Below are 12,682 nucleotides of genomic sequence, written 5' to 3' on the forward strand. Positions count from 1 at the left end.
ACCTACCTCATCAATGGTTTCAAATGCATGTCATAAAAAGCCATGTACTCGGAGGACTGACAAAGGTGAGCGGATAAATACGATCCGTAAAAAGTCGTGAACAACAAAGCGACTGCCTCTTCTTCAGTAAGGCGCTCAGACAGCTCCCCATCCTCTCTCGCTTCCTTTACGCATCTGCGGAAAAGAGTATCTAAGGTACTTGCTGCGATTGCGGAGAAATCCTCCCTGTTCGGAAACAAGAGCTGCAGCTCGGAATCGGAAAGGATCGGAATCCACGGATGCATCTTCTGCTCAGATAAAAAACTGATCAAGCTAAGCATGATGCCAGGTTGACTCTTCGCCTGATCGGCTACTTTGGCGAATATATGTCGCACTGCAGCCCAGCCCCGCTTGGGTGTTTCCTCCAGCTCCACGTAACACTCCGCCTGCCAGACACTCATAAAGTAGATCAGCATGTCTTCCTTTTGCGGAAAGAATTTAAAAAACGTAACCTTGGATACCTCGGCCTGCTGGCAAATATCCTCCACGAATACATTGCGGAACGTGCCTTCCCCAATCAGATTCAAGCCAGCCTGTAGCAGGTTCAGTTTGGTTCTGGCTTTCTTCCGATCCCGCAGGGAAATCTTTTCTGTCATGACAAACTCCTTTTCGACTGTTTGTTGAGTTTATAATAGTACAAAAATTAACTCGAGTAAAGTTTTTTATTCAAGTTAACTATCTTTCTTTTTTCACCCCTTCGCCCTTTCACCCATACCATAGTGGAGAGCCCTGCGAAGGAGAGAGTCCCGTGAGAATTTGTTTTTATTGTCCACTTCATGAGTTCAAGCCCAAAGGTAACGTGTTGCAATTTTTTATCATGCTGCGTGCCCTTGATCGTAAAATAGACAACCTACCTGCTTCCGAGCAGAAAAAGTATACCTTCGACTGCGTCCTCCCTTTTTCGTTTCGAAATGGAACAGGGGGCTTTCGCTTTCACCATGTCCAATTTATTCATGCCGATGACCCAACCACCAAAATCATTTCGCTCGATCAGAAGAAGGCGTACGATTTCGTCCTGGTGCGCGGACGCAATGATGCCCACAAATTGCTTCAGTATAAAGATTCACTGTCCAAAAAGCTCTTATATTTAGCGACTCAGTACAACTTGCAGGACCCGTACATCATGAGCAGAACGGATTACCTCTTCCGCAACTCGCGCATGATCTTTTTTCAGACGGAACCCAATGCTGAACGCTATCGGCAATACCAGTTGAATAAAGGGAGCTATTCGACACAAGAGCTGGATCGAAAAATAAAGGTCTTGCCACAGTTCGTCGAGCATTCCAAAGAGGAGATTCAGAAGCGTAACGAAGATGATCCTCTCCATTTGATCATGGCGGGTGTGATCCGTCCTCGCTATGGCCTATCCGTTGCAGTCAAAGCCATCCAACTCATCCGCAAACAGCATCCCAGAGCCAGACTGCGCGTCCTCTATCCTTCCATCGTCGGCAAATACCGCAAACGTGCGGTACAATTGCTCCGTACTCCTGGCGTATCGGACAACGGACAAAAATCCATGTGGAAAACCAAGAAAATGATCGTGAACAGCGGAATTGGCTTGGCACTTCTCTTTGATAAAACGAGCGACCAGAATCCCTCTCACTCTTATTTGTCCCGAATCCTCGAATATATGGCTCTAGGGGTCCCTGTGTTGACGACGAAAACGATCGGCAACGTCGCCTTGCTCGGTGAGCAGTATCCGCTGTTCGTCATCAATGCCTATGACATACAACACCAATACCAGCGTCTGTGCGACCTCGATTTTTATCAGGAAATGAGTGATTACGTCAAAGAGCGCGGCAGCCGTTTCCTCGCCGACAACGCTGTAGAGCCATTTTGGGCTGCCTTGCACACGGAATACAGACTGGGCAAGAAGAAAAAATAAAAAAAAGCCTTCACTGGCACAGCTTTTGTCAGTGTTGGCTTTTTTCTTATTTCATCATTTTGCCCATTCGATAAGCTGCCTCCATAATATATGGTGCATATTGCTTCATTTTTTCCTGGGTCAGTCGATTGGATGGACCAGAAGCCGCAATGGCCGCGATCAATTGCCCATTCCGATTGAAGATTGGGGCAGCTACAGCAGCCGTTCCCAGCTCCCTTTCCTCCACACTGGTAGCGTACCCTTGCTGGCGAATGGGCTCCAGCTGCTCGATATACGTATCTCGATCCACATACTCCGGCCATTCCAGACCTTCCAGAATCTCATGCATGTCATGTGGCTCCGCATGGGCGACTAAAACTTTACTGGAAGCTCCTACTGTAAGCGGCATGCGTGCCCCTACAGGCGCTACCCTGCGAATCGGCTGCTTGCTTTGTACAGCCTGAATGCGAATCCGCTCGTAACCATCTCGTACATACAAACTGATCGTCTCTTCTACCAGGTCGCGGAGGCGCTCCATCTCCGGCAAAAGCATAGTTGCTGGATCGTCATTATGGCTTAAATTGGCAGAGAGTTCCCATACCCGAAAACCTAAACGATATTTTTCCGTCTGTACATCACGGATTAAAAAGCCCTTGTTTTCTAATGTTGCCAGCAAACGATGCACGGTGCTCTTGTGCAAGGAGAGGCGGTTAGAAATCTCGCTCAGCCCCAAATCTGTAGAGTCCGTAAAGCAAAGCAGGATCTCCAATGCCCGCTCAACGGCACGCACGTTTGCTTTTGGTTCTTCCATCTGTTACACCTGCTTCCTAAATGTTTCCGCTAAGTTTCACCTAATGAAACGAATGACTACTTTTCAGTATACGAAATTTTACTCAGGAGTAAAGAAAAGATTGTAAGCTGAACAGGCTAGTATCTTTTTTTTTCCAGCAAGGACACCCCTCCAAGCGTTCTATCTGTCCAGACATAGACTAGTGAGATCAGGATTGAACTTGAGATGGGGGGATTGGAGTTTTTGGCTAAAAAAAGCGAGTCCAAGCTGACCAAACACAGGATATTACGATCAAGTGCTGAACTGCGTAACGTTTTACCGCATACACGCTCTTTTTCCCGACGAAATTTTGTTGCCTTTATTGGGCGATATTCCAAAGTGATTGCCAAGCCGGTTTCTGGAAGCGGCGGAGCAGGTGTCCTGATGATCACCCAGGTGAAAAAGGAAACCTATCAAGTGCATCGCGGCGCCAAGCGGAAAACCATTCGCGGTAAAAAAGGAGCCTATCGCTACGTCCGACGCAAGCTAGGTACCCGCTATTTGCTTCAACGGAGAATCTCCCTGGCACAAGTCGGTGGACGTCCCTTCGATGTGCGTGTCATGGTGCAGAGAAGGCCAGGATCGTCCTGGGTCGTGACAGGTATGCTGGCCAAAGTGGCGGGAAGAGGGTATATCATCACCAACATCAAACGGAGCGGGGGATACGTTCTTCCTCTCTCCACTGCGATTCAGCGCTCCAATATTCGCGCCTCCTCTCCTTCCGTGCTAGCTCGTCTTCGCCGCATTGCCCTGCTTGCCGCCAGAAGGCTGTCCGGATACTATTCATCTCAACTCGTCTTTGGGTTCGACATGGGCATCGATGCAAAAGGCAAGGTCTGGATCATCGAAGCCAATCTTCGTCCGGACATTACCCTTTTTGCCAAGCTGCGCGACAAGCAGATGTACCGTACCATTCTCACCTATCGCAGATAGCCGCAAAAAAGCAGTCTCCCGCCATGAGAGACTGCTCTTTCGTCATGCTTCTAGAAATTAAAGTTATCAGGATCTGGACCAAAACGCTTGTTTTCATTGAGCGCAGTGATCTTCTCCAGGTCATCTGCCTCCAGCGAAAAATCGAAAACATCAGCGTTTTGACGGATGCGCTCAGGCGTAATCAATTTGGGAATGGTCACGACCTTTTGATCCAAATCCCAGCGAAGCACGATTTGTGCCGGAGATTTCCCGTACTTTTCAGCCAGCTCCAGAAGCAATGGATGTTGGAGATTCCCCTGCATCAGCGGGCTCCACGCTTCCATCTGAATCTGATGTTCACGGCAATAGCCTAGCAGATCTCTTTGATTTAACAGCGGATGAAATTCTACCTGGTTAACTGCGGGTACAATCTCGCTTACCGCCCGCAGCTCTTCCAGATGGTGCGCATGAAAATTGCTGACGCCAATCGCCCGTACATAGCCGTCCCGGTACAGCTTCTCCAGCGCTTTCCATGTCTCCGTGTATTTGTCTTTGACCGGCCAGTGGATCAGGTAGAGGTCCAATGTATCCACACCGAGCTTTTTGATGCTTTCGTTAAAAGCTTGAAGCGTCGTTTCATAGCCTTGGTCCGCATTCCACACCTTGGTGGTCAAAAAAAGCTTGTCGCGCGCTATTCCCGACTCGCGAATCGCTTCGCCCACGCCCACTTCGTTACCGTATACAGCAGCTGTATCGATGCTCTCGTACCCGGTCTCAATCGCCGATCGAACAGACAGCTTTACCTCTTCGCCATCCTTCACTCGCCAAACCCCAAGGCCCAGCCACGGCATTGCAACACCGTTGTTTAATACCGTACGATCTGTGATCTGTGTAGCCATTCGATTTCCTCCATCCAGCGTAGAATTGGGACAATATCGTATGTCAGTTTAGCATAATCCAGTTTTTTGGAAAAGTCTTGCGGCACATTACACTAATACAAACGGTTTTTGTAGCTGTCCGCAAGCCCCTCTGCCACTTCCTTCACAGACATACCTGGCAGCTTGATGTGGTCAGCCAATATTTGCGCTGCATCAGGCACCCTATCTTTTTCCGGCCATGTCTCTGGCTTCCACAGCCCCGAGCGCATGAATGACTTCGCGCAATGGATGAAACATTCTTCTACTTGAACCCCTATACCAATCGTCGGAGCCTTCCCGTTCACCGCCATGTTTTCCAGCACGTCCGCGTCGCGAATGACGCAGGCTCGACCGTTGATACGCAGCGTCTCTTGCAGCGTCGGAATCATGAAAATCAGACCGATATGCGGATTGTCCAAAATATTGCGCAGTGTGTCCATTCGTTTGTTGCCTGGCCGCTCCGGAACTACCAGATGACGATCATCGACGATATGGACAAAACCCGGCGCATCTCCACGCGGTGAAGCGTCACAATTCCCATTTTCATCTGCTGTTGCAATGATCAAAAACGGAGATCTGGCGATAAAATTGCGGCAGTGCTCATCCAATTGGGTGATGCTTTTGTTCTGAACCACTTTACTTGGCTCGCCAAACAACTCCCTCAGTTCTTCTTGCGCCGTCACCACTTCACGAAAGATTCCGAATCCCTCCACAGCAAACACCTCGTCTTCTTTTTATGGCGTGTCTCGTTTCATCATAGCATATTTGGGTGGGTGGCTAAGCACAATCGCTGCCCATTGCCATTTTCGATTCTTCCAATTGTGTATTTTATGGTAAAATTTAGGATATATCACTCAAACCGGGAGGCATCTATGAAATCCAAGAAACTAGAGTACGTTTTGTTAACGCTTTTTTACTCTGTTATCCTGTTTGGAATCGTTACGAGCCTGTTTAATGAGTCTTCAATCGCTTTTTTGCTCGCCATCATTGCGACGGCACTCTTGATTCGTCCCTTTTACGAATTTGATAAAAAAGATCCACCTGAAGAGTAACTATCAGCAGCAACCGGTTATACTACGACGGGTGATACAATGAAAAAAGTCGTAATAGCGCTCTTGGCCCTGTTCTTGCTTGTGATGCCTGTTTCATCTGCAGCTCCACCGGAGAGCAGAGAGCAATTGCTTGAAGGAGCATTGATCAATCGATATCTGGACCTGGTTGGCAGTACCCTGCAAAAGCCCTTTGGCTGTGAAAAAATCAGTGAGATCAAGCGCGTAGGCGACCCTAGAATACCTGCCTTTGAGTTTAAACTTGAAGTGGTGACCTACGGCGGCAGATATGGAGAACCTCCAATACCAGAAACGCTGTTGGTGGTTCAAACGTTGAGGGTGATTCTATTCCTTTTCTCTGCACAAGGAAACGGCAGCTAAACAAACTCGTTATGCTACCGCCTTTGGTTGCTTGCGTCTTATGAACAAGAAGCCATCTCCTATTGCGTCACATGAGCATCAGGAGCCTTGTCCGACACAACATTCAAGGAGATGCCATGCTCAAGCAGCGCTTTTAGTGCACAAAGCACCATCGTGTAGCCTCCCATCGAGTCGAGGGCTTGATTGACGATGTCTTCTGTACTTCCGGTAAAGCCTGTGTTGGTAATCGTTATAAAAGCTTCCTGCTCCGCTCTGGAAGTAAAGCTCCATTCTGTCTGAGTGCCGTCCGACGATTCGATCCGAATCCGCTTGTTTGGCTCGATTTCCAATACGTGAATCTCATCCGAGACCCCGTACATCTCCCAATCCCAGCTAATGCGTCTGCCCGCTTCTAATCTCCCGCTGCTTTTGGTAAACCAGAATTTCGTCGTGATTTCCGGGTCGATAAAGGCTTCAAACACCTCTTCAACCGGTCTGCGAATCAGCATTTCAGCTTGTACAACTGGTTTGATTTCTGTCATTGTACTTGCTCCTTTCCTTGCGCTTTGTTCCTTTCATCTTAGCAAAATGCGTCGGCTGAGATTACTTATGTATTGCTTTGTTCATGACCTTTTTACTGCACACACTTCTATCATTTTCAGCAAGCGAAAAGGATTTCAATCCATGACGAGGTGTTAATTTTGGACATTTGTTATATAGTAGATGATCAATCACTCTCCGTTTAAGCGTTTCTTTCACTGGCTCAAGATGTTTGGCCCGGTAACTACAACGCAGGACAGACGGGTATGGCTTTAAATAATACTATCAATATTTCTGCTTTTGACGGTAACACATTGGTTGGGTGTCTGAGAATTCTGTCCGATGGCTATTACTTCAGTACCATTACAGAGATTTTGGTCAGAAGCTCCTATCAAGGTAAAGGAATCGGTAAAAAACTAATGGAGCTTGCTTGGGATGCAAGCCCAACCTCCCTGTTTTTTGGAGCACAACCAGGCAACGAAGTGTTTTTTGAAAAACTAGGCTACCAAAAATCGATGCAATCTTTTGAGAAGAAGAAGGCTAGACCCAATTGATTTCCTTCCTTATTTCCAGACTAAAATGAATTTTTTATACAAAGGAGCTTTGGTATGAATTGTTTGGGTTGCCGTCTAGCGACTGGGCTTGATCCTGCCTATATCGTGTATGAAGACGATGTGGTTTGTTGCTTTCTAGACATCGATCCGTTTCACGAAGGGCATACTTTGATTCTTCCGAAAAATCATGTTGTGGAGTTGGAAGAGCTTGATAAGAAAACCTTGATGGCCGTTATGGATGCAGCGAAAATGTTGGCTTCTGTATTGAAACAGATTTATAAGGTGGATGGAATCAGCATTTGTCAAAATGGCGGATCATGTAATGACCTCAATCATTTTCATTTGCATGTCATTCCCCGCTTTGACGGCGATGGCTTTTCTTGGGAGGAATCCTTACGGCGCCAAAATGCCGACAAACGCTTAGATGAAGTACAATCAACTATCAGAGCTTTCATTCTGAAATCAACCTAGTTTTAATACTAAGCTTTCATACATACACCAGGGAGGCGAGTTATATGGAAGGAGGGTATGTAGTAGGTTGGGGAACTTTGGCTCTGATCAATGCAGGTCTAGCGCAAAGCAAAAATGAAAGTGGTCTTTTCTGGTTTTTGCTATCTCTTTTACTCGGCCCTATCGCTACATTCATGATCGTCATATGGGTAAAGTTTCCGAAAAAGAACGTATAAGGGGTTATTCGCTTCATGCATTGTGCATCGTGCGGATATGAATATGATTGATTTCCTGATTCCGAACGTAACCTATTAAAGGTAAGACCCGAAAAGCCAAACAGGACATCAAAAACGCAATGAATTGGATCTACGATGAAAAGGATGATTGTTTCATCTGTCCGAATAACCAGACGGTTACATTCAGACCTTTCCTTATACATAAAAATGGAGCCAAATAATGGCTCCTTGGATGGTTATCGAGCTGATTCAAATAGTACAGGTTCTTTGTATGTCCATCCTTTCTTGGAATCAAACTGGATTGGGAAGGATAATGTTTCTCCACTCTCCCTAGTAAAGGAGAAGGTGCCTTCGTGTAAATCTTCGTCCAGAAGTATGATCGGTATTTGATCCCCTATTTGTGCGTGTTTTCTCATGATCGCTGATTGAACATCAATAAAGGTCCCAACGAAATCCACTTCGTAGTAATTTTCCAAGTCATCAATGAAAGGGGTTATATCGGTATATTCAATATAAACCCATTTTTTACCTTTTACATCAGTAATAACATTTTTGTCTTTTACTGAATGTGTAGATTTTATTGCATCTGTGTCTACTTCGATACCCAAAACTTCGAGTGTGCTTTGGTTGTTTAATTTTTCAATCATGTAAGGTTCATTCGCACTAAGCTGATTAGTGATAAAAAAGGTGCTACCAGCGCAAAGCAGGGCAAGACCTAAAGCAGCCATTCTATTCTTTTTCATGTGTTGAAACCTCCTTTTTTATCTTTAATATGAATCCTGAGAAGTCTTTCTCTTATACTCGTTTACTTTATTGTACACATATTGGTTTGAAGTAACTTTGAGTGAGTTTATTCTCGTAGCTTTCGCATCATAGTCTAAATCAATATAAGTGACTCTGTTGGCTCCGGTACTTTTTACCAGTGAACCATTCATGTAAAAATCGGACTCTACCCGAACCTTATTTCTATCTGCTCCTTCTCCTTCAGTATATGCCCATAAATATGCAGTTGTGGCTGTTCTATCATGAATATATGATCCATATCCTGAAAAGTTATAATCTTCACCTGTTCCAAGGATATCGTTTGCGTAAGCGCTTGATGATAACAAAGCAATTGATAGGGAAGCTGATATAACTGCTAATTTAGCTAGTTTCTTCATAAAGTCCTACTTATTTATTTTTTTGATATAATTTACATTTTAGTATATTTATATATTTATAAATTACAAAAAAGTTACAATTCGGAAAATAGTACTTTATTTTGAGTAGCAGGTAGTATTCACATTTTCACTTAACATTTAACACATCGCTCTTGCGTATTCTTAACTATTTGGTGGGCTGATACCGGTTTAACCTCCTCATAAATAGAGTCGTTCTCCCTTATTCTCGCATTTTCATATGATTCTTTTTCTTAAACGGCTTGTGATTGTGGGACGGGAAAAATCTATCGATAGAGCGTACGCTTGACTCTCCAGACTTTTCCCGTCCTGCTAGACAGTTAGGTTTAAGAATGTTTTTGAGTGCTTCATTGCCTCGCAATACTGTCACGATAAAACGGTTTTTTATGTTGCAGTGCAAAAGCCTTGCCGAATTCTACTGGTGATATGTCATACAAACTGCACTTCTTGATAGCTCTGAATTTCATTTCGTTGCAAACATTCTGTCCCCAAAAAACTGTGAAATGACTCAATACGAGCATTTTTATGCACATAGGCAAAAGTAGCCCTTGAATGTAAGGACAAAGCCACTTTCTATAAGCGACAAAAGGTGGAAGTAGAAAGTGCATTCGGTCACATCAAGGGCAATCGGTCGTTTCCGCCGCTTTTCCTTGCGTGGGCTCGACAAAATATATCGAGTTCGAAATTGTGGCAATAGCACATAACTTAATGAAAATCGCGGGCAACCGCCCAGCCATTTTCTTTGAACCAATAGGGACAAAAAAGAAGCTGGAGGGAAATGAAACGATTTTCTCCAGCTTCTTTATTTTTTTAGACAGTCTCTTGTGAATACTAAAACTCCTCTATCAATCTCCCACCTGATACAACCACCTCTCCTCTTTTGATCACGGTATGAACATGATTCACTCCGTATTGATACTGCAGGGTCATATAGTCGGGCACGTCAAAAATGGTGATGTCCGCCTGCTTGCCAGACTCGATGCTGCCGATCTGATCCGCGCAGCGGATGGCGTGTGCCGCATTGATGGTCGCTGCGGTCAGGACCTCCGCCGGGGTCATGCCCATTTTCAGGCAGCCCAGATTCATGATGAGCGGCATGGAGACGGTAGGCGAAGAACCCGGGTTGCAATCCGTGGAGATCGCGACTGCGACTCCGGCATCGATCATCTTGCGCCCACTCGCTGACTCTGCCATCAGGAAAAAGGCGGTTCCAGGCAACAGAACAGCTATGACGCCAGACTGTGCCATTCGCTCAATGCCGTGTTCCGATGCACGCAGCAGGTGATCAGTATCAAGCTCCGAGCTCATTAGCTTTATTTCTGGTACAGCCTCACCTGCTATCCTTGTCAACTAAAGCTAGTTCGCAGCGAAAATTGCGTTCATAAAATTACAAAATTAGTTGTTATTAGTTCTTGGGTAATGAGTGGTGAGCCTTTCGGCATTTTTCGTGACAATATTCTTGATGACATCATTCCCATATCCTAATAAAAATGCATTTTCGTCTATCCAATAACCAATTATAACTTTAGAGTCATCATTTAGATGAACCCTTAAGAAATATTTGTTACTGTTAATTGGAATGCCTTTAAAAATTTCATTGAACGGGACATAATCTTGTTGTAAGTATTCATCGATGAACTGTATCGTCTCTTCCATTGAAAAATCTACTGAAGGAGAGTTTTCAATCGGGTATTCTATTGAAATCTTCATAACTTTTCCTGTTATGTCATAAAAGTCACCTATTTTTTTTGCGTCCGGAATTTCAGATACTTCAAACAGTTCATCTCCCAATAAAAGCCTGAATTTCTCTGAGTATCCCTTTATTTTGTATATCGGGGTTCCAATCGGTGCCCAGGTTGCGTCACCATTTTCCATTCGATATCCAAGGCAAACATTTCCATTTACTTTGAACTGAACCTCACCGATCTTTTCTCCTCGCTCCAATAATTTTGTATCCGACTCATAGTTTTTTTTGTACCTGAGGTTATTCCACTTCAAGGCAGGATTATATTCATCTATCTTAAAGTCACAGTCACCAGTAAACTGAGCATTGGTGTGAAGTTCACTCTCTTCTTTGATGGTATCGATGGGGGGATAAGAAGATGTGATGTCCAATAACAGGAGAAATGTCAGGGGAATTATCGTGAATTTCATAATAACACCTCTTATTGATTTTTTATTAGACAAAAATTGCTGATAATTTGTTTCAAAAACTGTTATTTTCCATTCAAATTAATCCGAAACCCAAAATACGAAGGTTAACCGATTTTATTTTCTTCTCCTAATTTCTTACCTTCATAAAAATAAATCAAAAGATCAAGGAAAAAAAAATCCGTTTGGGGAATATACCCATTCGGATTTAAATTTTTTAATCAGACAATACTTCATATTTCTCTACAACTTTCTCTTTTAACCTCTTAAAATGGTCAATATTTTCACCGAAGTAATCGACTTCACTCAAAGCCTCATAGTCTAAACTCCTTGTCACGTTTTTTCCATTTTTCTGAATGTTATTATTATATTTCCCCTGATACATTCCAGAAATTGCATAGCCTTCTTTATTTTTTACTGGTTTTAACAATAGAGTATATGTCCCGTTTTCGTCCATCAGCTTGTAACCATCGATCGTTACATAATTATTGTCTTCGTCTATTATCGCTGGTTCATAAACTATAATTTTGTCCTGATTTTCAAGGTCACCTTTAAAAACATTGTGAATTTCAACGAGAGAATCTGACCGGAACAGTTTACCTTCTGTTATATTGGGATATACAGTTTCACGTTCGCCAGTAAACGATGCCTGCACGATTATCGGAGAATCTTTTTCAAGTTCTCTTAGATCATCATAAGGTATTACATGGCCAGGGTAGGAAATTATTTTTTCCTCATTATTAGCTTTTGCTGTAATTAAATTTGCGGTAAAAAACATTAAACCTAAGGATAAAACTAGAATGGTTGCATTGATAGAGAATCTATTCTTGACCATGCTATCAACACTCCTTAATATTTCCATTTTAAGTTACTAATATCTAGAGAGGTTGGGCTTGTAATAGTTAACTTTCCTGGTACCATTACTGAATTAACACCTTTAGGCTGATGTTCTAATGCATATGCATGGCCAATTTCATGTAAAACAGTCTTGTGCCTGTTAATAGAACTAAAATCTTCTCTCTCCATGTTATCTGGTAATAAAAATACTGCAGCCAATTCCCACCTTGAATTGTAACTCACTTTATTACAAGTAGAACCAGACCAATTACAAGGAATCATAATCCCAGGTAGTCCATCATAGGTTCCATCTTCGTCAGTGTCGACAATAAACAAGTCTGCATCTTCAAGCCAGGAAACTTCTTCAAATCCAAAGTTGACACCTGATATAGAGGAAAAATCAGAAAATGAATCATCGATATAATCACCGAATTGGTCCCATGTGTATGATGGTATATAATACTTCATGTTTTCTGTAACTGAAATATCCTTAAAACCACCATTGTAATAAAATGCATTAGCATCTTTCAACTCGCCCGCAGCAGAAGCTACACCACTTAATGCTAAAGTTAAAGAGAGAAACGAAATGATAGTAAAATATTTACTTTTTTTCATTTATATACCTCCTTTGCATTTAAACAAAATAATACATAAAAAACAAAAAATGTAAATACAATCTCGTTTTTTCACACCTAAATATTCTAAATAGAATCTTACCTTTGATAATAAAGGCAGCGAGTACTTAGTTCCTTATTCGTCGACCTCT

Annotated in this window: 17 protein-coding genes and 1 pseudogene; 7 read left to right on the forward strand and 11 right to left on the reverse strand. The window is 43.3% G+C overall.

The window, feature by feature from the left end:
* Positions 1-2 precede the first annotated feature (2 nt).
* Positions 3-635: a TetR/AcrR family transcriptional regulator gene (locus EDM52_RS08710; protein WP_122908616.1), complete on the reverse strand. Its 633-nt coding sequence runs from the start codon at positions 633-635 to the stop codon at positions 3-5.
* Positions 636-787: 152 nt separating this feature from the next.
* Between EDM52_RS08710 and EDM52_RS08715 the strand changes: the two genes are divergently transcribed.
* The gene (locus EDM52_RS08715) at positions 788-1,924 is read left to right on the forward strand and encodes a glycosyltransferase family protein (RefSeq protein ID WP_122908617.1); all 1,137 of its coding nucleotides are present in this window, start codon (positions 788-790) and stop codon (positions 1,922-1,924) included.
* Between the two features lie 46 nt (positions 1,925-1,970).
* Here EDM52_RS08715 and EDM52_RS08720 read toward each other — a convergent pair whose 3' ends face one another.
* The gene (locus tag EDM52_RS08720; RefSeq protein WP_122908618.1) at positions 1,971-2,714 is read right to left on the reverse strand and encodes an IclR family transcriptional regulator; all 744 of its coding nucleotides are present in this window, start codon (positions 2,712-2,714) and stop codon (positions 1,971-1,973) included.
* 222 nt (positions 2,715-2,936) lie between these two features.
* On the opposite strand from EDM52_RS08720, the gene EDM52_RS08725 reads away from it, so the two are divergent.
* Positions 2,937-3,665 (forward strand): YheC/YheD family protein, encoded by a 729-nt coding sequence (locus EDM52_RS08725; protein WP_122908788.1) that lies wholly within the window; start codon positions 2,937-2,939, stop codon positions 3,663-3,665.
* 50 nt (positions 3,666-3,715) lie between these two features.
* Here the strand turns inward: EDM52_RS08725 and EDM52_RS08730 are convergent, their stop codons facing one another.
* Together EDM52_RS08730 and EDM52_RS08735 are read right to left on the reverse strand one after the other, a co-directional pair.
* Positions 3,716-4,543 carry an aldo/keto reductase gene (locus tag EDM52_RS08730; protein ID WP_122908619.1) on the reverse strand — a complete coding sequence of 276 codons (828 nt, stop codon included), beginning with the start codon at positions 4,541-4,543 and terminating at the stop codon, positions 3,716-3,718.
* A gap of 92 nt (positions 4,544-4,635) precedes the next feature.
* Positions 4,636-5,274: a pyridoxamine 5'-phosphate oxidase family protein gene (locus EDM52_RS08735; protein WP_122908620.1), complete on the reverse strand. Its 639-nt coding sequence runs from the start codon at positions 5,272-5,274 to the stop codon at positions 4,636-4,638.
* Between the two features lie 159 nt (positions 5,275-5,433).
* On the opposite strand from EDM52_RS08735, the gene EDM52_RS08740 reads away from it, so the two are divergent.
* Together EDM52_RS08740 and EDM52_RS08745 are read left to right on the forward strand one after the other, a co-directional pair.
* Complete coding sequence (locus EDM52_RS08740) at positions 5,434-5,613, forward strand: hypothetical protein (RefSeq protein WP_122908621.1); 180 nt, start codon at positions 5,434-5,436, stop codon at positions 5,611-5,613.
* A gap of 39 nt (positions 5,614-5,652) precedes the next feature.
* Positions 5,653-5,991 (forward strand): hypothetical protein, encoded by a 339-nt coding sequence (locus EDM52_RS08745; RefSeq protein ID WP_122908622.1) that lies wholly within the window; start codon positions 5,653-5,655, stop codon positions 5,989-5,991.
* A 59-nt stretch (positions 5,992-6,050) separates the two neighbouring features.
* Here EDM52_RS08745 and EDM52_RS08750 read toward each other — a convergent pair whose 3' ends face one another.
* Positions 6,051-6,512 carry an SRPBCC family protein gene (locus EDM52_RS08750; RefSeq protein WP_122908623.1) on the reverse strand — a complete coding sequence of 154 codons (462 nt, stop codon included), beginning with the start codon at positions 6,510-6,512 and terminating at the stop codon, positions 6,051-6,053.
* Positions 6,513-6,776: 264 nt separating this feature from the next.
* Here EDM52_RS08750 and EDM52_RS08755 point away from each other — a divergent pair, with 264 nt between their 5' ends.
* From EDM52_RS08755 to EDM52_RS24570, 3 genes are read left to right on the forward strand one after another with little or no spacing between them, the layout of a single operon-like run.
* Positions 6,777-7,064, forward strand: a complete 288-nt coding sequence (locus EDM52_RS08755) for a GNAT family N-acetyltransferase (protein WP_183184920.1) — start codon at positions 6,777-6,779, stop codon at positions 7,062-7,064.
* A 54-nt stretch (positions 7,065-7,118) separates the two neighbouring features.
* Positions 7,119-7,535: an HIT family protein gene (locus EDM52_RS08760; RefSeq protein WP_122908624.1), complete on the forward strand. Its 417-nt coding sequence runs from the start codon at positions 7,119-7,121 to the stop codon at positions 7,533-7,535.
* A gap of 44 nt (positions 7,536-7,579) precedes the next feature.
* The gene (locus tag EDM52_RS24570; RefSeq protein WP_183184922.1) at positions 7,580-7,750 is read left to right on the forward strand and encodes a hypothetical protein; all 171 of its coding nucleotides are present in this window, start codon (positions 7,580-7,582) and stop codon (positions 7,748-7,750) included.
* Positions 7,751-7,986: 236 nt separating this feature from the next.
* On the opposite strand, the gene EDM52_RS08765 is transcribed toward EDM52_RS24570, so the two are convergent.
* The 6 genes and pseudogenes from EDM52_RS08765 to EDM52_RS08785 all read right to left on the reverse strand — a co-directional run bounded on the left by EDM52_RS08765 (position 7,987) and on the right by EDM52_RS08785 (position 12,531).
* Complete coding sequence (locus EDM52_RS08765) at positions 7,987-8,493, reverse strand: hypothetical protein (RefSeq protein WP_122908625.1); 507 nt, start codon at positions 8,491-8,493, stop codon at positions 7,987-7,989.
* Positions 8,494-8,517: 24 nt separating this feature from the next.
* Complete coding sequence (locus EDM52_RS24335; RefSeq protein WP_148038736.1) at positions 8,518-8,910, reverse strand: hypothetical protein; 393 nt, start codon at positions 8,908-8,910, stop codon at positions 8,518-8,520.
* 849 nt (positions 8,911-9,759) lie between these two features.
* A pseudogene (locus EDM52_RS08770) lies at positions 9,760-10,218 on the reverse strand (amidohydrolase family protein); the annotation flags it as partial.
* Between the two features lie 105 nt (positions 10,219-10,323).
* Positions 10,324-11,082, reverse strand: coding sequence for a hypothetical protein (locus EDM52_RS08775; RefSeq protein WP_122908626.1), 759 nt, complete (start codon positions 11,080-11,082; stop codon positions 10,324-10,326).
* Between the two features lie 214 nt (positions 11,083-11,296).
* A complete protein-coding gene (locus tag EDM52_RS08780) occupies positions 11,297-11,914 on the reverse strand; it encodes a hypothetical protein (RefSeq protein ID WP_122908627.1) in 618 nt (205 codons plus the stop codon).
* 14 nt (positions 11,915-11,928) lie between these two features.
* Entirely contained in the window at positions 11,929-12,531 is a 603-nt protein-coding gene (locus EDM52_RS08785) for a hypothetical protein (RefSeq protein WP_122908628.1), read from the reverse strand.
* Between the last annotated feature and the right edge of the window lie 151 nt (positions 12,532-12,682).

It is taken from the genome of Brevibacillus invocatus (genome assembly GCF_003710915.1).
Taxonomy (GTDB): domain Bacteria; phylum Bacillota; class Bacilli; order Brevibacillales; family Brevibacillaceae; genus Brevibacillus; species Brevibacillus invocatus.

Bases quoted from the DNA above. Each gene is read 5' to 3' on its own strand.
- EDM52_RS08740 (WP_122908621.1), top strand. From the start codon at position 5,434: ATGAAATCCAAGAAACTAGAGTACGTTTTGTTAACGCTTTTTTACTCT.
- EDM52_RS24570 (WP_183184922.1), top strand. From the start codon at position 7,580: ATGGAAGGAGGGTATGTAGTAGGTTGGGGAACTTTGGCTCTGATCAAT.
- EDM52_RS08710 (WP_122908616.1), bottom strand. From the start codon at position 635: ATGACAGAAAAGATTTCCCTGCGGGATCGGAAGAAAGCCAGAACCAAA.
- EDM52_RS08760 (WP_122908624.1), top strand. From the start codon at position 7,119: ATGAATTGTTTGGGTTGCCGTCTAGCGACTGGGCTTGATCCTGCCTAT.
- EDM52_RS08755 (WP_183184920.1), top strand. From the start codon at position 6,777: ATGGCTTTAAATAATACTATCAATATTTCTGCTTTTGACGGTAACACA.
- EDM52_RS08745 (WP_122908622.1), top strand. From the start codon at position 5,653: ATGAAAAAAGTCGTAATAGCGCTCTTGGCCCTGTTCTTGCTTGTGATG.
- EDM52_RS08775 (WP_122908626.1), bottom strand. From the start codon at position 11,082: ATGAAATTCACGATAATTCCCCTGACATTTCTCCTGTTATTGGACATC.
- EDM52_RS08780 (WP_122908627.1), bottom strand. From the start codon at position 11,914: ATGGTCAAGAATAGATTCTCTATCAATGCAACCATTCTAGTTTTATCC.
- EDM52_RS08720 (WP_122908618.1), bottom strand. From the start codon at position 2,714: ATGGAAGAACCAAAAGCAAACGTGCGTGCCGTTGAGCGGGCATTGGAG.
- EDM52_RS08730 (WP_122908619.1), bottom strand. From the start codon at position 4,543: ATGGCTACACAGATCACAGATCGTACGGTATTAAACAACGGTGTTGCA.
- EDM52_RS08785 (WP_122908628.1), bottom strand. From the start codon at position 12,531: ATGAAAAAAAGTAAATATTTTACTATCATTTCGTTTCTCTCTTTAACT.
- EDM52_RS08750 (WP_122908623.1), bottom strand. From the start codon at position 6,512: ATGACAGAAATCAAACCAGTTGTACAAGCTGAAATGCTGATTCGCAGA.
- EDM52_RS24335 (WP_148038736.1), bottom strand. From the start codon at position 8,910: ATGAAGAAACTAGCTAAATTAGCAGTTATATCAGCTTCCCTATCAATT.
- EDM52_RS08765 (WP_122908625.1), bottom strand. From the start codon at position 8,493: ATGAAAAAGAATAGAATGGCTGCTTTAGGTCTTGCCCTGCTTTGCGCT.